The organism is Helicobacter felis ATCC 49179, assembly GCF_000200595.1.
GTDB lineage: Bacteria > Campylobacterota > Campylobacteria > Campylobacterales > Helicobacteraceae > Helicobacter > Helicobacter felis.
In genome coordinates this window covers 1,116,406-1,143,147 of record NC_014810.2, presented here as the reverse complement: position 1 = coordinate 1,143,147, position 26,742 = coordinate 1,116,406, and the positions used below count along the sequence as shown (strand labels likewise).

At 47.3% G+C, this 26,742-nt stretch carries 26 protein-coding genes and 1 pseudogene; 14 read left to right on the top strand and 13 right to left on the bottom strand.

The genetic code is table 11. The annotated features are described in order from the left end of the window. Positions 1–2 precede the first annotated feature (2 nt). Genes HFELIS_RS05760 through pxpA form a run of 3 tightly spaced genes read right to left on the bottom strand, consistent with a single transcriptional unit; the run spans position 3 to position 2,384 of the window. Entirely contained in the window at positions 3–1,364 is a 1,362-nt protein-coding gene (locus HFELIS_RS05760) for an acetyl-CoA carboxylase biotin carboxylase subunit (protein ID WP_013469603.1), read from the bottom strand. A gap of 3 nt (positions 1,365–1,367) precedes the next feature. Then, a complete protein-coding gene (locus tag HFELIS_RS05755; RefSeq protein ID WP_013469602.1) occupies positions 1,368–1,601 on the bottom strand; it encodes an acetyl-CoA carboxylase in 234 nt (77 codons plus the stop codon). A gap of 9 nt (positions 1,602–1,610) precedes the next feature. Then, positions 1,611–2,384, bottom strand: coding sequence for a 5-oxoprolinase subunit PxpA (pxpA, locus tag HFELIS_RS05750; protein WP_013469601.1), 774 nt, complete (start codon positions 2,382–2,384; stop codon positions 1,611–1,613). Positions 2,385–2,549: 165 nt separating this feature from the next. Here pxpA and HFELIS_RS08770 point away from each other — a divergent pair. From HFELIS_RS08770 to HFELIS_RS05735, 5 genes and pseudogenes are all read left to right on the top strand, one after another. Next, a pseudogene (locus tag HFELIS_RS08770) lies at positions 2,550–2,690 on the top strand (sodium:solute symporter family transporter); the annotation flags it as partial. Between the two features lie 9 nt (positions 2,691–2,699). Next, positions 2,700–2,858, top strand: coding sequence for a hypothetical protein (locus tag HFELIS_RS08935; protein ID WP_013469599.1), 159 nt, complete (start codon positions 2,700–2,702; stop codon positions 2,856–2,858). 9 nt (positions 2,859–2,867) lie between these two features. Beyond that, positions 2,868–3,842 (top strand): arginase, encoded by a 975-nt coding sequence (rocF, locus tag HFELIS_RS05745; protein WP_013469598.1) that lies wholly within the window; start codon positions 2,868–2,870, stop codon positions 3,840–3,842. After that, on the top strand, positions 3,826–4,962 hold the full coding sequence (locus HFELIS_RS05740; RefSeq protein WP_013469597.1) for an NAD(P)-dependent oxidoreductase: 1,137 nt from the start codon (positions 3,826–3,828) through the stop codon (positions 4,960–4,962). Before rocF ends, HFELIS_RS05740 begins: the two co-directional genes overlap by 17 nt. A 46-nt stretch (positions 4,963–5,008) precedes the next feature. Beyond that, the gene (locus HFELIS_RS05735) at positions 5,009–5,740 is read left to right on the top strand and encodes a hypothetical protein (protein ID WP_013469596.1); all 732 of its coding nucleotides are present in this window, start codon (positions 5,009–5,011) and stop codon (positions 5,738–5,740) included. Here the strand turns inward: HFELIS_RS05735 and rlmN are convergent. The 8 genes from rlmN to rsmA form a co-directional block, all read right to left on the bottom strand. Next, positions 5,724–6,794 carry a 23S rRNA (adenine(2503)-C(2))-methyltransferase RlmN gene (gene rlmN / locus HFELIS_RS05730; RefSeq protein ID WP_013469595.1) on the bottom strand — a complete coding sequence of 357 codons (1,071 nt, stop codon included), beginning with the start codon at positions 6,792–6,794 and terminating at the stop codon, positions 5,724–5,726. The two genes, HFELIS_RS05735 and rlmN, sit on opposite strands and share 17 nt — an antisense overlap. Next, entirely contained in the window at positions 6,794–7,651 is an 858-nt protein-coding gene (locus tag HFELIS_RS05725) for a glycosyltransferase family 25 protein (protein ID WP_013469594.1), read from the bottom strand. Before HFELIS_RS05725 ends, rlmN begins: the two co-directional genes overlap by 1 nt. Beyond that, positions 7,635–9,446 carry a glutamine--fructose-6-phosphate transaminase (isomerizing) gene (gene glmS, locus HFELIS_RS05720; protein WP_013469593.1) on the bottom strand — a complete coding sequence of 604 codons (1,812 nt, stop codon included), beginning with the start codon at positions 9,444–9,446 and terminating at the stop codon, positions 7,635–7,637. Before glmS ends, HFELIS_RS05725 begins: the two co-directional genes overlap by 17 nt. Before the next feature lie 8 nt (positions 9,447–9,454). Continuing rightward, positions 9,455–9,694 carry a DUF2443 family protein gene (locus tag HFELIS_RS05715; RefSeq protein WP_013469592.1) on the bottom strand — a complete coding sequence of 80 codons (240 nt, stop codon included), beginning with the start codon at positions 9,692–9,694 and terminating at the stop codon, positions 9,455–9,457. 2 nt (positions 9,695–9,696) lie between these two features. Beyond that, positions 9,697–10,674 (bottom strand): KpsF/GutQ family sugar-phosphate isomerase, encoded by a 978-nt coding sequence (locus HFELIS_RS05710; protein ID WP_013469591.1) that lies wholly within the window; start codon positions 10,672–10,674, stop codon positions 9,697–9,699. Continuing rightward, a complete protein-coding gene (gene msrB, locus HFELIS_RS05705; RefSeq protein WP_013469590.1) occupies positions 10,674–11,702 on the bottom strand; it encodes a peptide-methionine (R)-S-oxide reductase MsrB in 1,029 nt (342 codons plus the stop codon). The genes HFELIS_RS05710 and msrB overlap by 1 nt, the downstream gene beginning before the upstream one ends. 2 nt (positions 11,703–11,704) lie before the next feature. After that, positions 11,705–13,543: a ribonuclease J gene (locus HFELIS_RS05700; protein ID WP_407918932.1), complete on the bottom strand. Its 1,839-nt coding sequence runs from the start codon at positions 13,541–13,543 to the stop codon at positions 11,705–11,707. A gap of 93 nt (positions 13,544–13,636) precedes the next feature. Beyond that, a complete protein-coding gene (rsmA, locus tag HFELIS_RS05690; protein WP_013469587.1) occupies positions 13,637–14,515 on the bottom strand; it encodes a 16S rRNA (adenine(1518)-N(6)/adenine(1519)-N(6))-dimethyltransferase RsmA in 879 nt (292 codons plus the stop codon). A gap of 88 nt (positions 14,516–14,603) precedes the next feature. On the opposite strand from rsmA, the gene HFELIS_RS05685 reads away from it, so the two are divergent. From HFELIS_RS05685 to HFELIS_RS05670, 4 genes are read left to right on the top strand one after another with little or no spacing between them, the layout of a single operon-like run. Then, the gene (locus tag HFELIS_RS05685) at positions 14,604–14,873 is read left to right on the top strand and encodes a NifU family protein (RefSeq protein WP_013469586.1); all 270 of its coding nucleotides are present in this window, start codon (positions 14,604–14,606) and stop codon (positions 14,871–14,873) included. Positions 14,874–14,882: 9 nt separating this feature from the next. Beyond that, on the top strand, positions 14,883–15,500 hold the full coding sequence (locus HFELIS_RS05680; protein WP_013469585.1) for a hypothetical protein: 618 nt from the start codon (positions 14,883–14,885) through the stop codon (positions 15,498–15,500). Further along, positions 15,493–16,821 carry a UDP-N-acetylmuramoyl-L-alanyl-D-glutamate--2,6-diaminopimelate ligase gene (locus HFELIS_RS05675; protein WP_013469584.1) on the top strand — a complete coding sequence of 443 codons (1,329 nt, stop codon included), beginning with the start codon at positions 15,493–15,495 and terminating at the stop codon, positions 16,819–16,821. Before HFELIS_RS05680 ends, HFELIS_RS05675 begins: the two co-directional genes overlap by 8 nt. Before the next feature lies 1 nt (position 16,822). Continuing rightward, on the top strand, positions 16,823–17,785 hold the full coding sequence (locus HFELIS_RS05670) for a transaldolase (RefSeq protein WP_013469583.1): 963 nt from the start codon (positions 16,823–16,825) through the stop codon (positions 17,783–17,785). A gap of 1 nt (position 17,786) precedes the next feature. Here HFELIS_RS05670 and HFELIS_RS05665 read toward each other — a convergent pair whose 3' ends face one another. Both HFELIS_RS05665 and HFELIS_RS05660 read right to left on the bottom strand, forming a co-directional pair. Continuing rightward, a complete protein-coding gene (locus HFELIS_RS05665; RefSeq protein WP_013469582.1) occupies positions 17,787–19,478 on the bottom strand; it encodes a methyl-accepting chemotaxis protein in 1,692 nt (563 codons plus the stop codon). Positions 19,479–19,521: 43 nt separating this feature from the next. Beyond that, complete coding sequence (locus tag HFELIS_RS05660) at positions 19,522–20,406, bottom strand: aspartate carbamoyltransferase catalytic subunit (RefSeq protein ID WP_013469581.1); 885 nt, start codon at positions 20,404–20,406, stop codon at positions 19,522–19,524. A gap of 15 nt (positions 20,407–20,421) precedes the next feature. Between HFELIS_RS05660 and HFELIS_RS05655 the strand changes: the two genes are divergently transcribed. Genes HFELIS_RS05655 through HFELIS_RS05635 form a run of 5 tightly spaced genes read left to right on the top strand, consistent with a single transcriptional unit; the run spans position 20,422 to position 26,741 of the window. Beyond that, on the top strand, positions 20,422–20,922 hold the full coding sequence (locus HFELIS_RS05655) for a hypothetical protein (protein WP_013469580.1): 501 nt from the start codon (positions 20,422–20,424) through the stop codon (positions 20,920–20,922). Then, positions 20,923–21,624 (top strand): 23S rRNA (cytidine-2'-O)-methyltransferase TlyA, encoded by a 702-nt coding sequence (tlyA, locus tag HFELIS_RS05650; protein WP_013469579.1) that lies wholly within the window; start codon positions 20,923–20,925, stop codon positions 21,622–21,624. It begins immediately after the preceding gene. Next, the gene (locus tag HFELIS_RS05645; protein ID WP_013469578.1) at positions 21,593–22,468 is read left to right on the top strand and encodes a bifunctional riboflavin kinase/FAD synthetase; all 876 of its coding nucleotides are present in this window, start codon (positions 21,593–21,595) and stop codon (positions 22,466–22,468) included. Before tlyA ends, HFELIS_RS05645 begins: the two co-directional genes overlap by 32 nt. 29 nt (positions 22,469–22,497) lie before the next feature. Continuing rightward, positions 22,498–24,441, top strand: coding sequence for a transketolase (gene tkt / locus HFELIS_RS05640; RefSeq protein ID WP_013469577.1), 1,944 nt, complete (start codon positions 22,498–22,500; stop codon positions 24,439–24,441). Then, entirely contained in the window at positions 24,435–26,741 is a 2,307-nt protein-coding gene (locus tag HFELIS_RS05635; protein WP_013469576.1) for a PD-(D/E)XK nuclease family protein, read from the top strand. The genes tkt and HFELIS_RS05635 overlap by 7 nt, the downstream gene beginning before the upstream one ends. The last annotated feature ends 1 nt before the right edge of the window (position 26,742 follow it).

Genomic DNA, 26,742 nt, shown 5'->3' with positions numbered 1-26,742 from the left:
CTCTAGCCTCCTAATTTATATTGCTCTAAAAAGTTAATGTCGTAATCGCCCCTTTGGATATGGGGATTTTCTACAAGAGCTTTAAAAAGTGGGGTTGTGGTTTTCACACCTTCAATTTTAAGCTCATTTAACGCGCGCCTAAGTTTGCTGAGTGCTAACTCACGATCTTGATCATAGACAATGAGTTTAGCGATGAGCGAGTCATAAAAGGGCGGAATAATGCGCCCATTAAAGAGCATGCTATCTAGCCGCACGCCAGAGCCCGTAGGGCATTGCAATTTGGTAATTTCCCCCGGGCTGGGGAAAAAGTTATTATGCGGGTCTTCGGCGTTGATGCGCACTTCAATAGAATGTCCGCGCAAAGAAATATCCTCTTGTTTGTAGCGCAAGGGTTCGCCATCGGCAATACGCAACATTTGGCGCACAATGTCAATGCCAGTTACCATCTCTGTAATGGCATGCTCTACCTGAATGCGCGTATTCATTTCTAAAAAGTAAAATTCTTTACTATTGGTGTCGTATAAAAACTCCAAAGTGCCCGCACCTTTGTAGCCCACATCAGCGGCCATGCGTGCCGCACCCGTGCATAGGGCTTGGCGTGTCTGCGCGTCTAAACTTGGGCTAGGGGCTTCTTCTAGCACCTTTTGTCTGCGCCTTTGCAGGGAGCATTCTCGATCAAAGAGGTGGATCACCCTCTCCCCATCGCCTAGAATTTGCACTTCAATATGTTTAGCATTCTGTAAATATTTTTCTAAATACACGCCCCCATTGCCAAAAGCCGCACGCGCCTCAGAAGTGGCGATATCAAATTGGCTGCGCAAATCTGCCTCGTCTTTGACAAATCTAATTCCCTTCCCTCCGCCTCCTGCGACCGCTTTGATGAGCAAGGGGTAGCCAATTTTAGAGGCTATCTCTAAAGCCATATCTACGCTGTCTAACACAGGACTACTTGGCATGATAGGCACTTGACTTTTTCTAGCCTGCTCTAAAGCCTTAGCCTTATCTCCCATCGTTTCAATGAGCGCGCTAGAAGGTCCTACAAAAATAATCCCCGCTTCCTCCACCCGCGCGGCAAATTTGGGGTTTTCGCTCAAAAATCCATAGCCCGGATGGATGGCATCTACTTGAGCTTGTTTGGCAATCTCTAAGACCTTATCAATGTTCAAATAACTCTTATGCGCTAAGTTTTCCCCTACGCGATAAGTTTCATCAGCCAGTTGGGAGGCTAGATTGCCCTCATCGGCATCGGTGTAGATAGCTACAGCCTTCATGTTGAGCTCATGGGCAGCTTGAATAATCCTAACCGCAATCTCGCCCCTATTGGCGACTAAAACTTTTTTAATTCTTTGAGGAGTGTATCCCATATTCTACTCCACCACAAAGAGCACATCGCCCGGATTGACAAATTGCTCGTTCTCCGCCTTAATTTCTTTGATTGTGCCCGCTACGCCCGCCTTGATCTCATTAAAGGTTTTCATCACCTCCACTAAGCAAAGAGTGGTGTCTGCTTGGACTTTTGAGCCCACTTCCACAAAGGGGGCGGCATCTGGGTTGGGTTTGCGATAAAAGGTTCCCGGAATTGGACTAATCACTTCGTGCATAATCTCTCCTTAAGAGTGGTGGATGGTGGGTTTTTGAATGGCGATGCCATTTTCTTCTAAGAGCTTTTTAGTCGCACTAATCAAAGATAGTGCTCCGGCAGTATCGCTATGAATACACACCGAATCGAAGCCCACCTCAATAGTTTTACCTGTAACTGTCTTAACTGTGCCCTCTTTGCAGGCTTGTAAGACTTTTTGGGCGACTTCTTCGGGCGTGTAGGCGCGCGCACGGCGCACCATCACCAACTGCCCATCATCGCCATAATCGCGATCGCCATAAAATTCGCGCACAAAGGGTTGTTTGAGTTCCTTTGCTACCTCATGCGTGATTGTCCCCTGCATGCAATAAATGGGCAAGTGGGGATCGATTTTATGCAAAGTGCTGATCAACTCTTCAGAGAAAGCCCGATCTTTGCTCGCATGGATATACAAGCTCCCATGGGGCTTAAAATGGTGCAATTTGCCCCCTAAAAAATGCACAAATTCGCGCAATGCGCCCAGTTGATAGAGGCAGTCATTCGTGAGTTCGGTCGGGTTAGCCACAATATGCCTACGCCCAAAACCCACCAAATCCCTAAAACCCGGATGCACCCCAATCTCTACGCCCTGCTTTAGGGCGTTTTGCACAGAGTGGCGCATGATATTAGGATCACTAGCATGGAAACCAGCGGCAATATTGCAACTGCTAATGAGCTTCATGATCTCATCATCTACACCATCTCCAATAATCCATGGACCAAAACATTCCCCCATGTCGCTATTTAAGTCTATATGCTTTTTCATCTCGCTCCTTTTACCATCGTAGTGGCAGTATGGCACAATAAGACTAACGCGCAGTCAGCAGTTATATAAATTCACTTTTAGGTCTTAAATGTAACACTTTGTTTACTTTTCGTGTTACAAAGTTCTACAAAAACCAAGACACCTCGTATAGCAAATGCGTGTTATATGCCCTTGACTTTTATTCTCATTTATCTTATTTCTAAGGTGGACAAAAGTCCTAGGGCACTGGTGAATCAAGCGGGTTTTGGCGCGCAGGATTTTCGCGCCCAAAGCGGGATTGGAATTTCAAGTGCAAACACACATTAGGAGGAAAGCATGGTTTTAGTCAATCTTGTTGCAGAATTAGGTGCAGCCAAACACGGGAGCAGAGTAGGCGTGGAGAAACTCAAAAGCCGTTTGATAGAGTGTTATCCACAAATCACAGAACACATGGCGCTTATCCGTCAGAGGCAGTGCGTGCTGGAGAGGTTTTAGGAGGAAAGCATGGTTTTAGTCAATCTTGTTGCAGAATTAGGTGCAGCCAAACACGGGAGCAGAGTAGGCGTGGAGAAACTCAAAAGCCGTTTGATAGAGTGTTATCCACAAATCACAGAACACATGGCGCTTATCCGTCAGAGGCAGTGCGTGCTGGAGAGGTTTTTTAGATATGCGAAGAATTTCGAGGATTACTACTTTTTTTGTAAAGATAGTTTGATCCCTACAATGCACGCCATCTTTAAAAGGGGAAGTTTCCCTCTCATTTTAAGCGCAGAACACTCTGGAGCCTTTGGGATTGCACAAGCCCTGCGATCTGTGCATCCTGATAAGAAGATAGGTATCCTCTATTTGGACGCGCATGCAGACATCCACACCGCTTATGATAGTGATTCGGGGAATCTGCATGGCATGCCTTTAGGAATGGTGCTCAATAGAATCCATAGCGGTCAAAATGTGCTAAACGATCAAGAAAAACACTACTGGGAAAGTCTTTGTGCGTTGGGCTTGGAGGATGGCGCACTAGATTTTGATCCCAAACACTTAATTTATTTTGGTGTCCGCAGCACTGAAGCGAGCGAGAGGGAGATGATCAAAAAGTATCATATCCCCCTTTTTAGTATAGAGGCGATTCGTGCGGATATGCCCGGTGTGGTGCAGCAGACTCAAGCCCTTTTGGAGGAAGTGGATTTGGTGTATTTGAGCCTAGATGTCGATGTGTTGGATGGTAAAATTTTCAGCTCTACGGGCGTGCGCGAAAATAATGGCCTGCAACCCCAAGAGCTCCAAGCGTTGTTAGATAGTCTCTTAAGGGCGTTTGGTGAGCGTTTGGCGTGTGTAGAAATCACCGAATACAATCCGGAGTTATGGAATGGTGAAGAGGAGGATGAAAAAGTTGTGTGGGGGCTTTTGACACGTGTTGTAGAACACGCGCTAAATAGAGATTCAAATCTAGTAAGGAGAGAAGATGATCGCTTTGCTTAAAGAAAGCATGGATTTAGAAGCGCGTGTGGGGCTTGTGCCCCAAGATGTCGCCCAGTTGACCCCGCATTTTAGCGTATTTGTTGAAGAAGACGCGGGGTTAAAAAGTGGTTATAGCAATGAAGATTATGCCAAAGTCGGGGCGCATGTTGTGAATCAAAAAAAGGCATGGGCACAACCAGTGTTAGTCAAATGCAAAGAACCCCTAGAGGAGGAATATCCGCTTTTACAAGAGGGTGCGGCCTTATTTAGTTACTTAGATTTAGCCTATAACAAACCCCTAGCCTCCATGTTGGTAGAAAAAAAAATTCTCTCCATCTGCACAGAAACCATCGCCGGACCCAAGCACAATTACCCCATTTTAGCCCCTATGAGTGTAGTAGCAGGCAAACTAGCCGCCCATCTGTTACAACATTATTTATTAGGCTTGGAACATTTGCCCGGAGTCTTTGGGCTTGGTGTAATGTTGGGTGGATTGGCTGGGCAAGCGCGCGCTAAGGTGGTGGTTGTGGGTGGGGGCGTGGTAGGGTTGGAGGCGGCTAAAATGCTCAGTTTAGCCGGGGCTAGGGTCGTGGTGTTGGAGCTAGATTATGCCAAATTGCAAAACCACCCCTACACTTCTTTATACCATTTAGAAATTTTAGGGGTGAGTGAGGAAAATATCAATGATGCCCTAGAGGGGGCGGTGGGGCTTGTGGGTGCGGTTTTAATCACAGCCACCAGCACGCCTAAAGTGATTTTAAGACGCCATTTAGCCCGCATGCAAAAGGGTGCAGTGGTGATTGATGTGGCTTGCGATTTAGGTGGGTGTGTGGAAACAATCCGCCAAACCAGCCACTCCAACCCGCTGTATATGCAAGAGGGGCTTTTGCACTATGGCGTGCCCAATATGCCCGGTATTTTGGCTAAAAGCAGTTCAATCGCCTATAGTCAGGCGAGTTTTCCTTATTTGCTCTATTTTCTCCAACATGGGCTTAAAGAGTTTTTGCAAGCTAACACACCATTAGTGGCCAACACTTTAGGGGGACTTAGCGCGTATGAGGGGTATCTCACCCAAGAGGGGATCGCTCAGGCATTCAATCTACCCTTTAAAAGCGCACAAGAGGTGCTTGCTCATCTATAAGCTTAAGGCGCACTGCGCTATATTGGGGCTTTTTAAAGGAAAAAGCATGGGTCGTGTAGGGTGGTGTGTGGGGGTTTTTGCGGTGTTTTCTATGGGTTGTTTTGGAATGTTCCCCTTTTTTCCTATGAGCGCGCTCTCTGAAGATAATCAAAATCAAATGGACGATCAAACCCAAAAGGTGGTCTATTACACCCGCCTCCAACCCCCCGTTTTTGATTCCTCTCCCACACCTCCGCCTAAAGATAGCGCGCTTTCTTCTCAAAATATTCACGGCACGCCTATTAATAATAGCATTGAGATTCGCCGCAGCGATCTATTAGCTGAGGTTCAAAATTCCAAAAAACAAGAGGCTAAAAAACCCCCTCTCTCTAGGCAATCTTTCCATGCCGTGCTCAACAACTGCGCTAAAGACGCGCTTTTTAACGAATTGGGGGCAGGTTTAAGTATCGACCCCCAACAAAAAGCTAAATGTAAAACCCTGCAAGCCCACTACAACAACACCCTAAATAAACATTATGCCCCTCTGCAGAAATCCTACACCACTCTTTTACAGGACATGGTAGGCGCGTGCCACACCCATGCAGATAGAATGGCCCTTTTGCAAAGCGCGTTTTTTAAACGCCTTAGCCCTCACATTAAAAGCCGCCAACAACGCGCTCTATTGAGCGCGCTCAAGCAAAATAAACCCTTAAGCCGTGAAAAGCTTCACGCTTTGCTCCAACAGCCTAATTTGGGTGAGCGATTTTATCGCTGTCAATACTTTATCCATGCTCCTTAAGGCGTTGTTCTCTAAGTTGCCCACAGGCGGCTGCGATGTCCTGCCCCTTAGAGATGCGAATTGTGCAGAGTAGGCCCTTTTGATTGAGAAAATCTGCAAAAGCCTGCACCCTCTCTAATTCTGGGCGTTCAAATTTGGAGTGGGGAGTAGAGTTGTAGGGGATGAGATTGATTTTGGCTTTAAGCCCATTGAGCAGTCTTAATAATTCTTTGGCATGGCTTAACGAATCGTTCACATCTTTAATCATCAAGTATTCAAACATCACCCGCTTGCGTTTGTCTAGGGGGAAGGCTTTAAGCGCGTTAATCAGGGCTTGCAAATTATAGACCTTGTTGATAGGCATCAGTTTGGAGCGCAAGCTGTCATTGACCGCGTGCAAAGAAATAGCCAACTGCACGCCCAAATTGAGCGCGCCCAAAGTCTGAAGGGCGGGCACTACTCCGCTTGTAGAAATAGTGATGCGTCTAGGAGCGATGTTGAGCCCCTCATGGGTGCTTAAAATCTCTAGCGCGTGCACCACCTGCTCAAAATTATGCAAGGGCTCGCCCATACCCATAAAGACTAGATTAATCCCCCTAGTGGGCTCTAGCTGGTGGGCACGCTTAAGAGCGACCACTTGCTCTACAATCTCGCCCGCGTTTAAATTGCGCACAAAGCCCCCCTTAGCGGTCGCACAAAACACACAGCCCACCTTGCACCCAATCTGACAACTCAAACACAGCGTGATTTTCTCTTGTGCTTCTCCCTCCCTAGCTTCTCGCATCACCATATACACACTCTCAAAACTATGCCCATCAAAGGTTTTAAAGAGATATTTTACGCTCTTATCCGCGCTCTGCTGGCACTCTAGCACCTCTAAGGGACGCACCTCAAAATCCGCGCACACAGCTTCCTTAAAAGCGTGGGGGAGATTGTGCATTTGATCTAGACTAGCATAACGCTGATAAAGCCACGCATAAAATTGTTTAGCCACAAAGGGCCTAAAACCATGCTGTGTGCAATAGTTTTGCCACTCTGCAAGAGTGAGCGCATAAAGGGAGGGTTTGCTTTGCATTAAAAACGCCTAAAAAGAAGATTGAAGAGATGTTGGCAAAACCAACGGATTTTTAAGGTGTAATTACAAAGCCGCAATAGCCACGATAGGGCTTTGAGTTTGCCTCTAAAATTTTGGATATTGGCGTGGGGCACTTGAGTGGGGGCGGGCTCTACTAATAAGGCATGGGATTTTAGAGTTAAAGTTTTTACATGATGGGTGTAGTGTGCGTCCATATAAGTGTCCACAGGCAAAATCCATTGAGGGGGGCAGTGCTCCAAGAGCTTTTGCGCACCCTGTGGACTTAAAACATAACCCTGTGTGCCCATCCCTCCATAGGGACTAAAGATCCAATCAAAATCATGGGTCAATGCGCTTTTAATTTGGTGGCGTTTGAAATAAAGTGTATATAAACGCACGACTTGGGCTAACCCCGTGTTAATCGCCTCCAAACCCAAAGCACACTTTTCATAAAAATCAAAGGTGGGCAAGATATCGTCTTCTAACACAATGATAGGTCTTTGCAATTTCACACACTCCTGCCAAAGCAGAAAATGACTTGCAAAACAACCTAGTTGCCCCAAACTTTGGAAGTTAACGCGCATGCGTAATGCAAGGCGCACAAGCTCAAGGACTTGGGTGCGTTTTGGGGTTTGAGGGGCAAAGTCATTGAGCACGGGGTGGGTGTGCTTGAAAGTGATCCCCTTGTTGTGGTAGTCCTTTTGCCCATGCACGGCTTTAAACACCTCAATGTGAAAGTTTTTATGTGCACTTTTTTTTAAGAGATAGTTTAAATGCCATAGCAAAGGAGTGATGTCCCTAGCCGAGTTGTCTAGGTGAATAATGTAAATGGGGGTGGTTTCACTCAACAGTAACACTTTTGGCTAAGTTGCGGGGTTTGTCTACATCTAACCCCTTGAGCTGTGCCATCTCTAGGGCGAAGAGTTGCAAGATCACCAGCATGTGAAAAAACTCGGGCATGAAGTGATCGTAAGATCGGGTTTGGATTTGAAAAGTAGCTTCTTTAAGTTTCGTAGGACTGAGGGCAAAAATGAGCGAATCGCGTGCGCGCAATTCCTCTACATTGCTTAAATTTTTGGCAAATAGGAGATGTTGAGGGAGTAAAGTGGTGCTAAGTAAGCTAGAGTCGGCTAGGGCAATGGGACCATGTTTCATCTCTGCACTAGCATAGCCTTGTGCGTGCACATAGGCGATCTCTTTGAGTTTGAGCGCACCCTCTAGGGCTAGCGGGTAGAAAACTCCCCGTCCCATGAAAAAATACCCCTTTAAATCCCGCTCTAAAATCTGCGCGCTCACTGCGCGCACTTCATCGTGTAATTCTAGCCCCTCTTGCATGGCTTTTAAACTCCCTTGCACGGCTTGGATTTGCGCTTTTAACTCCTCTGCATTCAGGGTATGCCTCTCTTGGGCGAGTTGCAAAGCCAAAAGCCATAAGATCAAAACCTGACTGGTAAAGGCTTTGGTAGAAGCCACGCTACGCTCTAGTCCGGCATGGGTTAAAAGTAGCTCATCAGCCATGTCTGCCATGCTTGAACTTTGAGTATTACATAAACTTAGAGTTTTTAGCCTCAAACTCTTAGCTAATCGCAGAGCCTCTAGGGTATCTGCGCTCTCTCCACTTTGAGAGATTGCAATAAAAAGTTCGTCTTTTTGGGTCGCAAAATGTGCGTAGCGGTATTCGCTGGCGAGTTCTACCTGCACCTTGACCCCGGCTAAACTCTCGATCAAGTATTTGCCCACTAGCCCGGCGTGGTAACTCGTCCCACACGCGCTAATGCTAATACAACTCACCCCCTCTAAAAAACCATCGGGCAATTCCAAATGCACACGATCAGCAGAGAGTCGCCCTAGCAAGCTCAGCACTTTAGGCTGTTCGTAAATCTCTTTTTCCATGTAGGTGTTAAAGCCCTCCTTATCGCTCTGCTGGGTGTCTGTGCTCACCGCTTGCACTTCCCCTAGAGCTTGCAAATCTAAGGGCTTTTGGAAATCCAACACTCCTACACTCCCCTCCTCTAAGCGCACCATCTGCCCTGCGTGCCCTATAAGCGCATTAGGCGCGCTAGCAAAATACACCCCGTTTCTACCGGTGGCAATGAGCAAAGGCGAGTGGTTTTTGGCATAAAAAATACAAGTAGGAAAACGCTCGTTAATGAGCAGAATCGCATACGCGCCCTCCAACTGGGCAATGGTGTCTTTAAAAGCTTGCAGGGCTTGTTCGAGGCTTTTAGCTCCACTCTGTTCTAGGTTTTCCTCAAAGAGATGCACCACCACCTCGCTATCGGTTTGGCTAGAAAAAACATGCCCTTTTTGTTCTAATTGCGTTTTAAGAGGGGCATAATTTTCAATAATTCCATTGTGCACTAACGCGCTGGTTTTATAGGTATGCGGGTGGGCGTTTTGCGTGGTGGGTTGGCCATGCGTGGCCCAGCGCGTGTGGGCGATCCCCACGCCTAAACCCTGTGTGCATACCCCTTGCACCAAGTTTTCTAGCGCGCTGATTTTACCACTGGTTTTAAACACCTGCAAAGGCGCACCCTCTCCCAGTAAGGCTAACCCCGCGCTATCATAGCCCCGATATTCTAGCTCTTTGAGACCTCCTAATAATAGCCCCACTCTCTGCTCAGTGCCCAAATAACCCACAATCCCACACATAAAAATCCTTAAAAAACTAACATTTCTCTTTTGTATTTGTTCAGCGCGTTAATACATTCCTTAAGCTCTTCGACATGTTCGCTAATTTGGGTGTAAAAAGCCATGTCTAAACCCTCTGGAATATCTAAACTCCCGCGCTTCATTAAAATAAAATCGCTCAAACTCACATTGGCTAACTTTAAAAGTAATTCTACTTCCTCTTTGGCGTTTTCAATATCTTTAATCAGTTGGTCTAAGCGTTCAAACATCGCTACTCCTTCAAGTCTTTAAGCCCTAGAGCTAGCAGGGCGTGCAAATGCACCACCCCGAGCACTTTTTTATGCGCATCTAGCACGATGAGTAAAGAAATTTGATGGGTTTCTATGAAATTGAGCGCATCTAGCACCAACATATTAGGGTCTTGAATGGTTTTAGGGTTCAAGGTCGCAAATTCTCTAGCTGGAGCAGAGCGATCAAAATGTGGCTCTAAAAGCGCGCGGCGAATATCCCCATCGCTTAAAACCCCTACAAGTTTTTGATTCTCATCGACCAAAAGCGCATTGCCCAAACCTTGATGGGTGGCTTCTAGCAGGGCTTCATGTAAAGAGGCTTGCGCGCTCACTAGAGGCAAGGCATGGGTGCGATAAATGTCGCGCACGCGCAGGTGCATTTTCTTACCCAGCAAGCCCCCGGGGTGATAGCGCGCAAAATCGCTTTGAGTAAAACCCTTATGCGCCATTAAACACACTGCCAAGACATCGCCTAAAGCCAAACTTAGGGTGGTAGAGGTGGTGGGCACCATGTTAAAACTACAAGCCTCTTTTTTAATGTTGAGACTTAAGTGGTGGTTAGAGAGCTTGCCTAGAGAGCTATTAGGGCTTTTGCTCATGCCTATAATCCCGCCACAAGGGATAAAACGCAGAGCCTCTAAGAGCTCTGCACTCTCCCCCCCATAACTGATCGCCAAGATGACATCTTTTTCCCCCACAATACCCATATCGCCGTGCAGGGCTTCAGTGGGGTGGAGAAACACCGCCTTAGTGCCTGTGCTAGTGAGCGTCGCGGTGATCTTACGCCCGATGTGCGCGCTCTTACCCACCCCCATTACCGCTACCAGCGGAGCGTTGGCTAAACAGGTGATAATGGGTTCTAATTTGGCATGGCTTAAAGACTCTTTAGCGTGTGTGAGCGCGTCTATGGCTAGATGGAGTGTGTTAGAGGCGAGTGCGCCGTAATCTAGGGAGTTCATTAACGCTTAATCTCTTTTTTGAGCATGGCTTTTTTGAGCATGGGAAGCAGATAACCATAGCCCTTAGCCTCCATGTCCTCTAGGGGAATGAATTTGAGTGCCGCGCTGTTGATACAATAGCGTAAACCCCCTAACTCTTTAGGTCCATCCTCAAAGACATGCCCCAAATGCGCCTTACCCACACGGCTACGCACTTCGGTGCGGATCATCGCATGGCTATCATCCTTCTCATACCCCACAACTTCTTTATTGATGGGCTTGCTAAAGGCAGGCCACCCACACCCACTATCAAATTTATCCGTGGAGAGAAATAAAGGTTCACCGGTGGTGATGTCTACATAAATCCCGGGTTTAAAGAGGTGATCATACTCATTTTCAAAGGGGCGTTCTGTATAGCTTTCTTGGGTTACCTTGTATTGTAGGTCTGTGAGTTGTTTTTTGAGCGTGGCTTGATCGGGCTTGTGGTAATCCTTGGGGTCAATCACCACCTCATCGGCTTTTTTTAGATCAATATGGCAATACCCCCCCGGGTTTTTCTTTAGATAGTCTTGGTGGTATTCCTCTGCCACTACGAAGTTTTTCAGCGGTTCTAGCTCGATGCGTACCTTTTGTTGGTAATAGGTCTGTAAATTGGCTAGGGCTTTGGCGATAATGGGCTCATCTTTAGGGTCTGTATAGTAAATCCCGGTGCGATACTGCCGTCCGCGATCATTGCCCTGTTGGTTTAAACTGGTCGGATCGATCACCTTAAAGTAGTAGAGCAAGAGTTTATCTAGGCTAACCTCTTTAGGATCAAACTCCACTTTCACCGTCTCAGCGTGATCGCTATTGTGCAATTCGTGATAAGTGGTCTGATCGCTTTTCCCATTAGCATAACCCACTAAAGCGTCTTTCACCCCATAAATGCGCTCCATATACGCCTCTAATCCCCAAAAACACCCCCCCGCTAGATAAATAGTATGCATTTTCTTCTCCTCTGCGTGTACTAACCCCACCAACACCAATACCCCCAATACCCACGCACGCATGGCTAGCTCACAAAAACATGACTCACAATGGCGGGGTATTTTTTGGTGTGCTTAAATAACGCCTTACGCAAGAAATGCCGCACACTCTCATCTAAGGACTTGTTATTGCCCAGCACATCTTGGCGCAGGGCTTTGATATGCAAACCTAAAGAATCCTGCAAATCCTCCAAGAAGTGGCGTTCTTCCTTGAGATTGACAATCCCCACACTGCTAATTTTAGAATGGGGCATGAGACTCTGCCCCTCTTTAGAGATGAATAACACCGCACTCAGCAAACCAGCACTGGCGATCTCCAAGCGTTCGTCCACGATCTTTTGCTCAATGCTGACATTATTGGTGTTATCCACATAGTGCTTTCCGCTCTTAATGCTCTTGACCTTGCGCATAAAGTTAGGATTGACTTCCACCTGATCCCCATCTTCCATCAAATAGATATTTTTCTCAGGAATCCCGCACGCCATCGCCGTTTCTTTATGCTTGGCAACATGGTTATACTCCCCATGCACGGGTAAAAAGAATTTAGGCTTGATCAGGCGCAACATGAGCTTTTGCTCCTCTTGGGCAGCGTGTCCGCTCACATGGATATCAAAAGCGTGGTGCACCACTTGCGCGTCTTTTTTCATCAAGAGGTTTAAAATGCTCGACACACTCGCCTCATTGCCCGGGATTGCCTTAGCGGAAATGATCACCAAATCGCTAGGCTTAATGCTGATGTGGCGGTGTTCGTCCGTTGCCATGCGATAAAGCGCGCTCATGGTCTCCCCCTGTGAGCCTGTGGTTACAATAAAGACCTCGTGATCGGGAAGTTTTTCGACCTCATGGGCTTCGATAAAAACCTTAGAGGGCAGATGGATATAGCCCAGTTCGCGCGCAATGTCTAGGTTTTTCTCCATAGAGCGTCCGATCACGGCAACTTTGCGGTTGTGGTTTAGGGCGTGCTGGATGGCTTGATACACGCGGTGGATATTGGAAGAAAAGGTGCTCATGATCACGCGTCCTTGAGCACTCTTAAAGAGATTTTCAAACACAGGTCCCACGCTGGTCTCACTAGGAGTAATGCCCGGTTTATAGGAATTGGTGCTATCACTCAGCAACAACATGACCCCCTGTTCGCCATAGTGGGCGAGGCGGTAAAGATCGGTGGGCAAGTTATCTACGGGGGTGTGATCGATTTTAAAATCCCCGGTGTGGATGATTGTGCCCACTTTGGTTTGAATGGCTAACGCGCTCGCGTCAATAATGGAGTGGGTGATATGAATCCACTCCACAATGAACTCGCCAATTTGAATCGGTTGGCGTTTTTGCACGATCTTAAAGAAACTTTTAAACTTCTTGAGTCCGTGTTCATCAAATTTATTCCCGATCATCCCCAAACTTAAGGGCGTGCCATAGAGGGGGAATTGCAATTCTTTAAAGAGATAGGGCACTGCCCCAATATGGTCTTCATGGGCATGGGTGATGAGCACACCTACAATTTTATCTTTAATGCTGTGTAGGTAGTTAAAATCCGGGATTAAAATATCCACCCCATGCATGTCCTCACTAGGAAAACTCATGCCCACATCGATGATGATCGCTTGGTGCATGGTTTCAATGACCATCATATTCCCCCCGATCTCGCCCAAGCCCCCTAAAGGAGTGATTTTAACACGGGCTTTGACATTGAGATCGAGTTTGTAATGAGGGTTGAGGTGGTTGATATGAATCTTGTTATTGGTTTCTACGCCAGCCTTGAGTTCCTTATGGAAGCCCAAATTGCCCCGCTCATTGGCTTTAGTGATGTTTTTGACCCCCGCTTGTTCAGGGTGCTGGGCATGGTGGTGTCCTCTGCCTTGTTTAATACGATTAGGACGAGGGTTTTTAGAAGGGGGGTCTGGGTTTTGGGGGGGTGTTTAGAGGGGGTTGTGCTGTCTATATTGTCTACTTGATCGGGTTTATCCATGATAAGCTCCTATTTTAGATTGTTGGATGAGATCACAAGCTAGGTCTAGGTAGTCTGTAGGGCTCAACTCGTGGGGGCGCGCTTGGGGCTTTAGGCCGTGTCTGCTTAAAAAAGTTTGTAGCACCTCTGGGGAACAAATCCCCTTGAGATTATTACTAAGGGTCTTGCGGTTGGCTTGAAAACACTGCTTGAGCGCAGTTTCTAGTTCTATAACCTCTAAAGAAGGGGCGCAATCTTGTAGGGGGTGTTTGATCAAAGCGATCACGCTAGAGCGCACCTTAGGGGGCGGGTTAAAGGCTTCTTTAGGCACTTCAAAACACAACTCCCGCCTAGTGCATGTAAGTCCAGCGAGCACACTCAGCGCGCCATAATCTTTACTCCCCACATGGGCGCAAAATTTCAAACCGACTTCTAATTGAGTCATCACAACCATTCCCACACAGAGGCTATCTCTGAGTGCACGGGCGATAATGGGCGTGGCGATGTAATAGGGCAAATTAGAGACCAAAAAATAGGGCCTGTCGCACAAAAAGCCCACACGGGGCACTCTAAGCCTCGTATTTGCCAAGACATCGTATGTGCCATTTCCAACCCCTTTGCGTTCCATCACATCGCCTACGACCAGCTCTAAACGCGCCCAAGACGCAGGACTAAGCCTACTTTTCAAACCTATAGCCAACGCCCTATCCACTTCGTAGGCGATCAAAGTCTTAGAGCCTAGCCTATCTAAAAGCCTAGTGGTGAGATCTCCCAAGCCAACCCCTATCTCCACCAACTGCACCTCATTGTTAAAGTGCTCGTAGGGGATGGATTGTAAGATCTGATCTAGATAAAAGGCATCGTGCAAAAAATGTTGCCCTAACAAAGCCATTATTAACCTTGCATTTCTAATTTATTCTAGCATGGGCTAGCTTAAACGCGTGGAAATAGCTATAATGTAAAGCTTTTAAGGAGTGCCTATGATCTTTAGCGATCAAGAATTACAAAAACCCGTAGAAAAAGCCTTAGAAAAAGTGCGTCCAATGTTGCTCAGAGACGGGGGCGATGTGGTCTTACTAGGAATCAAAAACGCTAAGGTGTATGTGAGTTTAGAGGGGGCGTGTAAAGGCTGTGCGAGCAGTGCCAACACGCTTAAATTTGGGATCGAGCGTTGTTTGCAAGAGGAGATTCACCCCGATATGCAGGTGGTGCATGTTTCTAAAGAGCAGTACCAAGCGCTTTTTTCTTAAAGGCAACCCTTGAATAATGACCCCAAAAAACGCTCTTACACCGCGCAGGGCTACAAGGCTTTCTTGCAAAAGCAGTATTTTAAAGCCCTGTTTCTGTGCTCCCAAGCCCTCTTTTTAGACCCCCTAGACGCGCACGCTAAAATTGGCTTGCTCTTAAGTGATATTGCCCTAGATTTTCCCAAAGAGGCGCATAGTTTTTACGAACTCTATCAAAATCTTCTGCATTCTCAACCGCGTCGCTATAAAGCTAGCATTCAGGGGCAGATTTTAGAACTCATCAGCTCCTTTGATGAGAGTTTGAGCAAGATGGCGCAGGCTTTCGGGCATGAAAACCAACTCAAAGCCGAGAGTTTGGATGGAATTTTATACGCCGATTTCAAGGCGATGTGCGTGGGCAAGGATTTTAAAGAAATCTTTGAAAATTTGATGTTCAGCACAAAGGTGATCTTTGAGCGTAAAGAGGATTTTTACGAGTTTTTAGAAAATTTAGTCGATCACCAATTTTATGAGATGTCTATTGCCTACATTGAAAACATGCGCGAACTGCTTTGGTATGACCCGCGCGTGATGGCGTTGTTGCAAAAAGCCCTGCGCTTGGAAAAGGCTCAGGAGGGCAAGCATGATTAATGAACGCGTGCGCTTTCAAAATCGGGTCTATGAAGCCTTGAGCGAAGACACACGCGAGTTAAAAGAGGGCGTGTTGCTGGTAAAGACTCCTACTAACGCGCGTTTTATCCCCCCTCATACGCCCTATATAGAGGCTTCAGAACTTAAACACTATCTCAATGTAAATATCCCTATCATTGGGATCACCGGCACCAATGGCAAAACCACCACCGCCGCGCTGATTGCGCACCTGCTCCAAGCTCTAGGGCATTCTTGCGCTCTGCTGGGCACGCGGGGCTTTTTTATCCATAACGCTCAAGTTAAACCCAAAGGGCTCACCACGCCTAGTCTATTGGAACTCTATAGCGACATTGCGCGCGCGCGCGCAGAGGGGGCAAAATTTTTCGTTATGGAAGTGAGCTCGCATGCCATCGCGCAAGAGCGCATTTTAGGCTTGGAATTTGCCGCCAAAGTGCACACTAATATCACTAGCGATCACTTGGATTATCATGGGGATATAGAAACTTACCGCGCGATCAAAAACCAATTTTTGAGCGATGAGGGTTTAAAGATCGTCAATTTGGATGACCCGCATGTGCGCTTTAATCCCACAAATGCCTATGGCTACGCCTGCGAGCGTAAAACCCATTTGAGCGTGAACGCTTACAGCCTGCAACCTGAAATTAGCGCGCATGTGGAGTTTCACGCCGATCCTAGAGCACGGCGCGATCCTAATAGCAATGCAGAAATGGGGATCGTGCACGCGCCCCTGATGGGCTTACACAATCTGCACAATCTCTTAGGGGCACTGCTGTGTGTGCGCGCCCTCACTAAGCAACCCTTAGAGAGTCTTTGCTCTCTACTGGGCGATTTCCCCGGGGTGGAAGGGCGTATGGAAGTAGTGCACCAAAACCCCCTAGTGGTGGTGGATTTTGCCCATACCGCCGATGGATTTGTACAGATTTTCAACAGCTTTAAGGCACAAAAAATTAAGGTAGTTTTTGGGGCTGGAGGGGATCGAGACAAGAGCAAACGCCCCTTGATGGGACAAGTAGCAAGCACGCACGCGCTTAAAAGCTATATCACTTCAGATAATCCTAGAAGCGAAGAACCTTTAGCCATTATTGAGGACATTTTAAGCGGGATCGCTTCAGAATTGCGCACGCGCGTGGTGGTAGAGCCCGATCGCAAGCGCGCCATTGAGCTAGCCCTCAGCGAGTTACAAAGCGATGAGGTGTTATTAATTTTAGGCAAGGGGGATGAATGCGTGCAGATTATAGGTCAAGCGCATTTGCCCTTTGATGATCGCGCCCTAGTGCGCAACTTTTTTCATAAGGATTGATATGCAAGATTTTTATCTCTGGTGTGATTTTATCGAGCGGGGGTTTTTAGAGGGAGAGTTTCGCACACTCTTAGCGCAGGGGCAGATTGTAGGGGCGACCTCTAACCCCGCACTCTTTGCCCAAGCGATCACGCATTCTCAGGCTTATAAAGATGCCATTAGCGCATTTAAGGGCGAGAGCTCTAAAGCCCTCTATGAATCTCTAGCCATTGAGGATATCCAGCGCGCTGCAGATTTACTTTTACCTCTTTATGAAAAAAATAAGTCTACAGGCTACATTAGTCTAGAAATCGATCCCTTTTTAGAGGGAGATGTGAACGCGTGCGTGCAGGAGGCCAAACGCCTACACCAAGCCCTCGCACGCCCTAATGTGATGATCAAAATCCCAGCTACACTCAGCGGCTTAGAAGCGATGGCGCGCTTAAGCGCGCACATGCCCATCAACGCGACCTTAGTCTTTTCCCCCACACAGGCCAAAGAGTGCGCTCTAGCCTTGAAAAATGCCAAGCACATGGGCGTGATTAGTATCTTTGTCTCTAGGTTGGATGTGGCTCTGGATCGCTTTTTAACACAAGCTTCCATCACTACAGCCCAGCGCACCCAACTCGCCCACCAACTAGGGATAGCCAACGCTTTGGAATGCTACCAACACATCCAAAACCTCAATCTCCCTCATCTCTACCCCCTTTTTGCAAGCACGGGGGTTAAAGAACCTACTCTACCCAAAGATTACTACATCCAAGCCCTTAAAATGCCCCATAGTATCAACACCGCCCCCCTAGAGGCGGTGCATACTTACCACAACGCCCCAAGCCCCGCCCCTAAAATCCTAGAGTTCTCCCCCCTCAAAGATCAACTAGAGAGTCTAGACTTTGATCTCAACCAAGCCTATATCGAATTGCTTAACGCGGGTTTAGTGAGCTTTCAAGAATCATTTAAAGCCCTACTAAATAGTTTTAAATAGATTAATCTGTTTTATAGTCATTGGTTTTATGGGCGATCTGCTGGACGAGGTATTTAGATTCTTGCATGATATTTTTCATGCCCTCCGCATTCTGCAGGGTTTTGCTCGCTAAGGATTGCACAGAAACCACCTTATTAATAATGATTTGAGTGTCTTGGACTAAATTCATAAAGACAGCATTCATTCCTTCGATGCGCCCGATGAGCTGTTTCAAATAGTCGGTGGTTTGCGTAGAGGTGTTTTGCACCGAGTTACTGAGTGTATTCGCCTTTTCGATGCGTGCGGCTTGCTGGTTCATACGGTGGCTGACATCATCGACATTTTGCGTAATGGTGGAGAGTGTGGTGTTCACCTCCATCAAAGCTTTTTGGGTGCGTGTGGCCAAACTGCCCACTTCTTGGGCCACTACGGCAAACCCGCGCCCATGCTCACCCGCGCGCGCGGCCTCAATAGCCGCATTGAGCGCAAGCAAATTGGTTTGTTTGGCGATTTCATCAATACTCTCTAAGATATTTTTAGCGTTATTGGTGCTTTGACTCAGCGCTTCGATCTGAGCAATTAACTCCCTCTCATTATTAACATCCTCGACAATGGACTCGCATAAGGAAATCACACTCCCCCTACTTTGTTCGAGCAAAGTGATAGCTTTAGACAACTCACCCACAACCCCCTGCACATCTTCATTAGCAGAATTGAGATTGCTAGAAAGCTTGATTCCATCATCTCTAATTTGCGTGATGGTTTGGGTGGTTTGCTGGATGGCATCTGTGGTGTGTAGCATCGCGCTCTCTAAGTGCAGAGCAGAATCTTGGCTTTGATGGCTATAGTCCTTGATCTCATTGTTGAAGGCGCACACATGTTCTAAAAAGCTATTGATGTTTTGCGCGCTGGTGCTAATTTCATCATTCCCCTTAATGCGGATACGCGCTGTCAGATCCTTTTGCGCGCTTGCAAAATTGCGCACCACCTCCACCAACGCGCCCAAGCGTTTGAGAATCCAAAAGTGGTTGAGAATAAAGGCGATGATGATGATGCCCAGAGTGATCGTTAAAGTGGCGTATATGAGATTGCGAAAATTGTGATCGGCCAAAGTGTAGGCTTGTTGTTCTGCCTTTTCCATCGTTTTATAAATCGCGCTCACATAACTCACCGCCACCATGACAAGATCGCTGACTGGGTCATGGTAGGCATAACTCACACAATCCTCTGTTGTGGTCTCTGGAGCGGGGCGTTTGAGATGACAACGATAAAAGCCCCCCTTAGAATCGCTCAAAGCCCGGTTGATAAACTCTTTAAAATAGTAATCCCCGCGCGTGCCCTGAAAATCTAACACCTTTTTACCCACTAATTCCGGACGGATATTATCCGTGATCAAAGTGCCATCTTTTTCTAAAGCGATGATATAAAGCCGCCCCTTAGCCGCATTGATCTTTTCAAAATAAGTTTTGCTCATGTGCAAGGCGTCTTGTCTAGAATTGTGCTTAAAATACTCCACAATGCCCGAAACAGCAAGGAATATATTGTATTTGATACCGGACTCGCGTTTGGCCAATGCGTTGGAGTTAAAAGTCTTTAGCGTTCTTTTAAAACTCTCCCTTTCCATGTAATTGCTCAATGAAGCCACAATGATCCCTAGAGTGCACAAAGAACCCAAGATAACAAGAATGATCTTCCAACGCAAATTTAAAGACATTAATTTCCTTATGTAAAAGCCTCTCCCATCCCTCATAAAAGGTTTAGGAATCTAGAAGCATAGACTCTATCAACGCCATGCGCAAATACACACCTAATTTGACCTGCTCTAGCACCAAGCAACGCGGATCGTCTAAAAGCGCATCTTCAATATCAATATTGCGGTGCACGGGTCCGGGGTGTAGAATGGGAATGGGGCGATTTTGCAGGCGCGCGCGCGTCAAGCAGAAATCTTTGGCGTAGTCTTTGAGCGATCCATAGGTTTGTAGGCTATGCCTCTCGGTTTGGGTGCGCAGACCCATCACCACATCAGCAACTTCTAAGGCCTCCGCTAAAGAATGCGTGCTAGGGCAAGAAGTGGGGGGCAAGAAGTGGGGGGGAGCGGCTAAAAGTATCTTCATTCCAAAGCGGGGCAGTAGTTCCATATTGCTATTAGCCACGCGTGAGTTTTTAATATCCCCCACAATGGCGATAGTCTTACCTTCTAGCGCGCCCTCAAAGTGGTTATAAAGCGTGAGCAAATCTAGCAGGGCTTGGGTGGGGTGGGAGAGCGTGCCGCTCCCCGCATTGATAAAGCCACAGCGCAGGTTTTTGGCAAAATAGAGCGCAGAGCTAGAATGGTGGTGGCGCGTGATGATGAGATCTACGCCCATCGCCTCAATATTGTGCAAGGTGTCTAGCAAGCTCTCCCCTTTGCTAGTCGAGCTTTTTTGGACATTGAAGACACTAAAATGGGCTTGCAGACGCGCAGCGGCATTTTGGAAGCTAGCGATCGTGCGGGTGGAGTTTTCAAAGAAAAGGGCGAGGATATTTTTATGGGCTAAATTAGCAGGCGTGGCTTTTTGGTGCAAAAAGGCATTGGCGCGCTGCAGAAGGGCCAAAATTTCGCTATCATTAAGGTTTTGGGTATGGACAAGTTGGGTTAACATAATTGGGATTATAGCATGAGCAGGGTGTTTTTATGCCTCTTGGTGTTAGGGCTAGTTGCTTGTAGTGATAGTTTCATAGAGGCTTACAAACCGGATTTTTTAGCCGAAAAGCGCACACAAGCCACCCGCAAGGGCGAAGTGATTGTGAATCTGCGCCCTGTGGTCAGCGCGCTAGCTACGCATTTAAACGATGTCGATCCCGTTGCTTACCACGCGCGAGAGTTTTTCTTTGTAGAAATTTTTACCGAAGATCAAAGCTTTTTGGATAACGATGCGATCTCTTATAAACTCTATGGATTACACGGATTTGAAACTCCGGCTTGGGTGCGCGAGATTGGTAAAGACGAGTTTGATCGCGTGCTCTACACCACCAATAAATACGCGCGGGGTTTTCTAGTGGCCTTTGACAAACTCAACCACATCGCACAAGAGGAAGCCAAATTAGAAATGGACATTGTAGGTTTAGGAAAAATCATGTTCAACTTTGCCTACAGAGTGCCCGCCCCTGCCTTTTAGATGCGTCTAGATCAATTTTTAGTGCACAAAGGGCTAGCCCAGAGCCGATCACAGGCTAAAGACTTAATCCTGCAGGGCAAGGTGGTCAGTGAGGGACAGCTTTTGAGCAAGCCTAGCTTAGAGGTGTCTGCTTGCCTAGAAGTGCAACTACTCCAAAGGGTGTTTGTGAGTCGGGCCGGAGAAAAATTATGGCATTACTTGGCGCGTTACCCTTTAAATTGTGCAGGTAAGGTGATCTTAGATGTGGGCTCGAGCAAGGGAGGCTTTGCACAAGTCTTACTAGAAAGGGGAGCTAAAAAGGTGGTCTGCGTAGATGTGGGCACCAACCAGCTAGATATGCGCTTAAGAGCACATCCTCGTATTCAAGTCATCGAGCAATGCGATATCCGCCACTTCACCCCAAAAGAGAACTACGACCTACTGACCTGCGATGTGAGTTTTATCTCTTTGAGTAAAATTTTAGGGGTTTTATGCGCTTTGAGCGCGCGGGCTTTGGTGTTGTTCAAGCCCCAGTTTGAGGTGGGCAAAGAGGCTAAGCGCAATAAAGCGGGTGTGGTGTGTGATACAGCGCGTATAGAGGCGCGCCTTCAAGAGTTTGTCGCAGAGATTGAGGCGTTGGGGGGGCGAGTGTGCCACATTTGCCCCTCAGAAATTAAGGGCAAAGCGGGCAATGCAGAATTTTTTATCTACTTTGAACAATAAAGACTTATTGAGCCTAGCCATAGGTAAGTTTGATGGCGTGCATTTGGCGCACCAACGCCTCTTAAGCGCGCTATACCCACAGGCAGGGGTGTTGGTGGTGGATCGCTTTGAGCCACCTAAAGCACTCACCCCTTTAAGAGAGCGCGCATGTTTGCTCGCTTCTTATGCGCAAAATCTCTATTTTTTGCCCCTAGAGCAGGCACGCCATATTAGTGCGCGCGATTTTATCGCTCTGCTCACCCAAAAATTCCCCCGTTTGCAAAAAATCGTAGTGGGCTATGATTTTAAATGCGCACAAGGGCGATCGATGGGAATAGAGGAGTTGCGCGCGATGTTAAGCCCTCAAATCCATTTGGAGGTGATCACAGAGATTAAAATTAAGGGCATTTCTCTACACTCCTACCATATCAAAACCTGCATTGAACGGGGTGATGTGCTCTTAGCGCGCAAATTCTTAGGCCGTCCCTTTGCTCTGCAGGGGGTAGTGATCCCCGGACAACATTTGGGGCATGAGCATCTCTATCCCACTTTAAATATCAATACTCACAGCCTGCAAACCCAACTCTTGCCCTGTGCGGGAGTTTATGCAACCGATGTGCTGTTAGATCAAAAGCGTGTGCGTGCAGTGAGTTTTTTAGGGCATCGTTTGAGCACAGATGGGCAAATGGCCTTTGAAACCCACATTTTAGATCAAGAGATCACCACGCCCCCGCCCTCTTTACGCGTCTTATTCTTAAAGAAAATCCGCGACAACCGCCATTTTACTCATTTAGCTGAACTCAAAGCCCAAATTAGCCAAGACATCGCTCAAGCGCGCGCTCTAGATTCAGAGCAAGTCTGCTAGAATGAGGGCATTTTTTCAAAGGTTTTTGTATGGATAATCGGTTAAAAGAGCAGGATTTACCCCTCTTACAAGAATGCGCCCAAACTCTGCGTTTTTTGAGCGCGGACATGGTGCAAAGGGCCAATAGCGGGCACCCCGGCGTGGCGATGGGCTTGGCAGAGGTGGGGGTGGTGTTGGGGCGGCATGTGCGCCTCAACCCGTCTAACCCGCATTGGCTCAATCGGGATCGTTTGGTCTTTAGTGGGGGGCATGCCAGTGCATTTGTATATGCGCTCTTGCACCTATGGGGTTTTGATCTGAACTTAGAGGATCTAAAGGCTTTTAGACAGCTCGATTCTAAAACCCCCGGGCATTTAGAGTTTAAGCACACTCCGGGCGTGGAGATCACCACAGGGCCCCTAGGACAGGGTTTTGCCAACGCAGTGGGTTTTGCTTTGGGGGCTAAGATCGCCCAAAACTTGCTAGATAGCACAAGCATTAGCCATAAAGTTTATTGCCTCTGTGGAGATGGGGATTTGCAAGAGGGGATCAGCTATGAGAGCGCGTCCTTAGCTGGACATTTGGGACTAGATAATTTGATTGTGATCTATGATAGCAATGCGATCACCATTGAGGGGGACACCAACCTAGCCTTTAGTGAGAATGTGCGCGAACGCTTTAAGGCGCAAAATTGGGAGGTGTTGGAGGGCGATGGGCATAATTTCTTAGAAATCGATCGCTTGTTAACGCGCGCCCAAGCCACCACAAAACCTACTTTAATCATCGCTAAAACCACCATCGGCAAGGGGGCTTTAGGTTTGGAGGGAAGCGCAAAGGTGCATGGCGCGCCTTTGGGGGCAGAGGTTTTAGCGCGCTCTAAGGAGGCTTTGGGTTTGAGCGGGGATTTTGTGATCTCTGAGCGGGTAGCGCACGCGCTCAACATGCAAGAAAAGGGACAACGCCTAGAGTTAGAGTGGCAAAGCTACCTAGAGAGTCAGCCCGATCTAAAGGCACGCATTGCCCACTTGCAGGCTAAAGACTTCTCTAAAGTCCAATACCCCACTTTTGAAGCGGGCAAAATGATCGCCACACGCGCGAGCAATGGGGCGATCTTAAACGCCTTGAGTGAGGCGTATTTAGGCTTTTTGGGGGGGAGTGCCGATCTTGCCCCCTCTAATAACACCCATTTAAAAGATCAAGCCGACTGCCTGCCCCCCCACTTTGGGCGCAATCTGCATTTTGGCATTCGTGAGCACGCTATGGGGGCTATGAGCAACGCCCTAGCTAATTATGGCTTGTTTGTGCCCTTTTGTGCGACCTTTTTTGTCTTTAGCGACTATGTGGCCCCTAGCTTGCGCTTGAGCGCGCTGATGGGCAATCAAATTTTCTACATTTTTACCCATGATAGTATTGGGGTGGGCGAGGATGGTCCTACCCACCAGCCCATCGAACAATTAAGCCATTTAAGGGCGTTGCCAAATTTCTATGTCTTTAGACCCATGGACGCACATGAAAATGTGCGCTGTTGGCAGGTAGCACTCTCTTTAAATAAACCTTGCGCCTTTGTGCTCTCGCGCCAAAACTTGCCCGTGCACCCTAATATGCCCCTAGAGAGTGTGCAAAAAGGGGGGTATGTGGTGCATGCCCACCCTAACCCTCAAATCACTCTAGTGAGTAGTGGGAGCGAGGTTAGCCCCTGCTTAGAGGCGGTGCAAATTTTGCAAAATCAAGGTGTGGGGGTGCAGGTGGTCAGCGTGCCCTGCTTTGATCTGCTTTTAGAGCAGGATAAAACCTATTTAAAAAGCCTGTTTAAAGGTAAGGTGTTGGCAGTAGAGGCAGGACGGGGGCTGGAGTGGGGGCGTTTTGCCCACGATGTGCTAGGCATGGAGAGTTTTGGCAAGTCTGCCCCCGGGGGCGTGCTCTTCGATCATTTTGGCTTTAGCGCGCAAAATATCGCTAAGAGGGCGTGCACGCTCGTAGAAGAGTCATGTTAGATTTAAATACCCCCCCTACTTTGTATGTCTTTAGCAGCCGCCGCGCTTGTAATGCCTTTTATGCTAAACAACTCGAAGGGTTTTTGCCCACCGCGTGGAGTGTGCAGGAGTTTTATAATCAGATCAGTTTTGTGGAAGGGTTGGTTAAAATCCCTGAGAGTGTGCGTCAAGTGCTCTTGATGGAGGCGATTAAAGAGGTGACTAAAAACGCAGAGGAGAGAGAAGCACACCTGATCGTTTTTGAGAAAAGCTTTTTGGGTTATTTGGATGGAAGTAACTTTGTGGCGCGCTTTTTTAACGAGTTGGCCAAGTTTAACATTGACATCGCCCAAATCCCCACTAAAGACATCTACGGAGATTACCAACACCACTTAGAAGTGCTAGAGCGCATCCATAGCCACTATAAAGCCTCTTTGCAAGCGCGGGGCTACTACGATCCCATTTTGGGCATACGCCCCACTCTTATACCTGAAGTTTTATGCAAATTTGAGCGCATTGAATTTTACCTAGAGGGCTTTTTGAGCAAGTTTGAACAAGAGATGCTGTTAGAAATTGCCTCCCATGCGCCCTTGTTTATGCACATCACCAGCGATCGCTATAACCAGTCTTGTTTGCGCTTTTTAGGGGTTAATTTAAAAGAGGAGCATAGCTATATCTTAGACATGCAGGCTTTAAGCAGAGGTGAAAATCCCATTGTGCAAGCCACCCCTCAAACCCCCTTGTGTGCGGATCATATCTCTATTTATGCCTTTAACCAACGCTTAGATCAAGTCGGGTTAGCCTTACAAAGGGTGCAGGAGTGGTTAAGCGAAGGGCTAGACCCTAGCACTCTGGCCATCATCACCCCCAGCGCGGAGATTTTAAGCGCGCTTAAATTATTGGATTTAGGGCACAATCTCAACTTTGCACGCGGAGAAAATGTCCAAGAAGTGTTTGCGCCCCTTTTTAAAGATTTAGAAGCACTCAAAACTACCCTGCAAACTTGCCAAACCTCCAATCCTCTTATCACCCTTCAAGAACACACCCAAGCCCTCCTAGAAAAATACACTGCTCATAAGCTTCAAGATTTTCATCAGGAATTTTTTGAAACCTATCATGCCATTGCTTCTAACTTGCAACAATACAGCGTAGTGGATTTACTAGAACTCTATATGCGCAATTTGCAAGAGGTGCGCCTCGATCACACCACCGGAGGCAAGGTTAAGGTTTTAGATGTCCTGGAGTGCCGTGGTTTGCACTTTGAGCGCATTGTGATTTTGGATTTCAACGATCGCCTAGTCCCCAGCGTGCAAGATAGCGATCTCTTTTTAAACACCTTTACACGCACTGCCTTAGGCATTCCCACCCTAGAGGATAGAGAAAATCTGCAAAAACACTATTATTACCAACTTCTTAAAAACACCTCCCATGTGGACATCGCCTACAGCTGTGCGCAAAATGCTATCCCCTCTAAAATGCTCGCAGAACTAAGCTTAGAAACGCCCTTACCTGAAAAAGAAGAGAACGAGTTTGTGATTTTTCCCCAAGCACGCACATGGGAGTTCGTTCCAGATAAGATCATTGAGCGCATCCCCTCAGATTTTAAATTCAGCGCGACTAAAATTAAGGATTTTATGGCGTGCAAACGGCGTTTTTATCTGCAGTATTTGGCAAAACTTACCCCCGCTCCACAAGAGAGTTTTAACATGGGGTCTTTGTTGCACACCATCTTAGAAGCTTATTACAGCGGATCGCATTATCAAAACACCCATGCCCCCATCACTTTTGATTCTTTCTTAAAGACTGCCCAAAGTTTAGAGAGCTACGCAAATTTGAACGCGCTCCAACGCCTAGAATTGGAAGTGGTCGCCCAAAAGCTCGCCCCTTTCTTTGCTTGTGAGACAGGGAAACTCGCCCGAGCGCAAGTGGTGGCGTGTGAACAACGCTTTGAAACCTCTATTGGAGGCTTTAGCTTTAGTGGGATCATCGATCGCATCGATCAAAACAGCGCAGGCGGTTACGATCTGCTAGACTATAAATTTAAAAGCGCGCTTAAGCCCCAAGAAGAAGGTTATCAGCTAGCTATCTACGCTTTAGGAGCACAATCTCTAGGTTATACCCCTGAACATATTTATTTCTACGATCTTAAAGAGGGCTGTTTGCTAGAAAAATCTCTCTCTGAGTTACAAGAGGATCAAGAGGGGCTATTAGAAGTTTTAGAGAGTTGTCAGCAGACAATCGATTTTGATCAAACAGAGGATCGAAGCGCTTGCACTTATTGCGCCTATGTGGATATGTGTGGGAGAGAAACATCAAATTAAT

Bases quoted from the DNA above. Each gene is read 5' to 3' on its own strand.
- HFELIS_RS05740 (WP_013469597.1), top strand. From the start codon at position 3,826: ATGATCGCTTTGCTTAAAGAAAGCATGGATTTAGAAGCGCGTGTGGGG.
- pxpA (WP_013469601.1), bottom strand. From the start codon at position 2,384: ATGAAAAAGCATATAGACTTAAATAGCGACATGGGGGAATGTTTTGGT.
- HFELIS_RS05755 (WP_013469602.1), bottom strand. From the start codon at position 1,601: ATGCACGAAGTGATTAGTCCAATTCCGGGAACCTTTTATCGCAAACCC.
- HFELIS_RS08935 (WP_013469599.1), top strand. From the start codon at position 2,700: ATGGTTTTAGTCAATCTTGTTGCAGAATTAGGTGCAGCCAAACACGGG.
- msrB (WP_013469590.1), bottom strand. From the start codon at position 11,702: ATGCGTGCGTGGGTATTGGGGGTATTGGTGTTGGTGGGGTTAGTACAC.
- tkt (WP_013469577.1), top strand. From the start codon at position 22,498: ATGGATAATCGGTTAAAAGAGCAGGATTTACCCCTCTTACAAGAATGC.
- glmS (WP_013469593.1), bottom strand. From the start codon at position 9,446: ATGTGTGGGATTGTGGGTTATTTGGGCACTGAGCAGAGAGTGGGGCTA.
- rlmN (WP_013469595.1), bottom strand. From the start codon at position 6,794: ATGCAAAGCAAACCCTCCCTTTATGCGCTCACTCTTGCAGAGTGGCAA.
- HFELIS_RS05635 (WP_013469576.1), top strand. From the start codon at position 24,435: ATGTTAGATTTAAATACCCCCCCTACTTTGTATGTCTTTAGCAGCCGC.
- HFELIS_RS05675 (WP_013469584.1), top strand. From the start codon at position 15,493: ATGATTAATGAACGCGTGCGCTTTCAAAATCGGGTCTATGAAGCCTTG.
- rsmA (WP_013469587.1), bottom strand. From the start codon at position 14,515: ATGGCTTTGTTAGGGCAACATTTTTTGCACGATGCCTTTTATCTAGAT.
- HFELIS_RS05760 (WP_013469603.1), bottom strand. From the start codon at position 1,364: ATGGGATACACTCCTCAAAGAATTAAAAAAGTTTTAGTCGCCAATAGG.
- HFELIS_RS05735 (WP_013469596.1), top strand. From the start codon at position 5,009: ATGGGTCGTGTAGGGTGGTGTGTGGGGGTTTTTGCGGTGTTTTCTATG.
- HFELIS_RS05665 (WP_013469582.1), bottom strand. From the start codon at position 19,478: ATGTCTTTAAATTTGCGTTGGAAGATCATTCTTGTTATCTTGGGTTCT.
- HFELIS_RS05715 (WP_013469592.1), bottom strand. From the start codon at position 9,694: ATGTTTGAACGCTTAGACCAACTGATTAAAGATATTGAAAACGCCAAA.
- HFELIS_RS05685 (WP_013469586.1), top strand. From the start codon at position 14,604: ATGATCTTTAGCGATCAAGAATTACAAAAACCCGTAGAAAAAGCCTTA.
- tlyA (WP_013469579.1), top strand. From the start codon at position 20,923: ATGCGTCTAGATCAATTTTTAGTGCACAAAGGGCTAGCCCAGAGCCGA.
- HFELIS_RS05645 (WP_013469578.1), top strand. From the start codon at position 21,593: ATGCAGAATTTTTTATCTACTTTGAACAATAAAGACTTATTGAGCCTA.
- HFELIS_RS05670 (WP_013469583.1), top strand. From the start codon at position 16,823: ATGCAAGATTTTTATCTCTGGTGTGATTTTATCGAGCGGGGGTTTTTA.
- HFELIS_RS05710 (WP_013469591.1), bottom strand. From the start codon at position 10,674: ATGAACTCCCTAGATTACGGCGCACTCGCCTCTAACACACTCCATCTA.
- HFELIS_RS05655 (WP_013469580.1), top strand. From the start codon at position 20,422: ATGAGCAGGGTGTTTTTATGCCTCTTGGTGTTAGGGCTAGTTGCTTGT.
- rocF (WP_013469598.1), top strand. From the start codon at position 2,868: ATGGTTTTAGTCAATCTTGTTGCAGAATTAGGTGCAGCCAAACACGGG.
- HFELIS_RS05660 (WP_013469581.1), bottom strand. From the start codon at position 20,406: ATGTTAACCCAACTTGTCCATACCCAAAACCTTAATGATAGCGAAATT.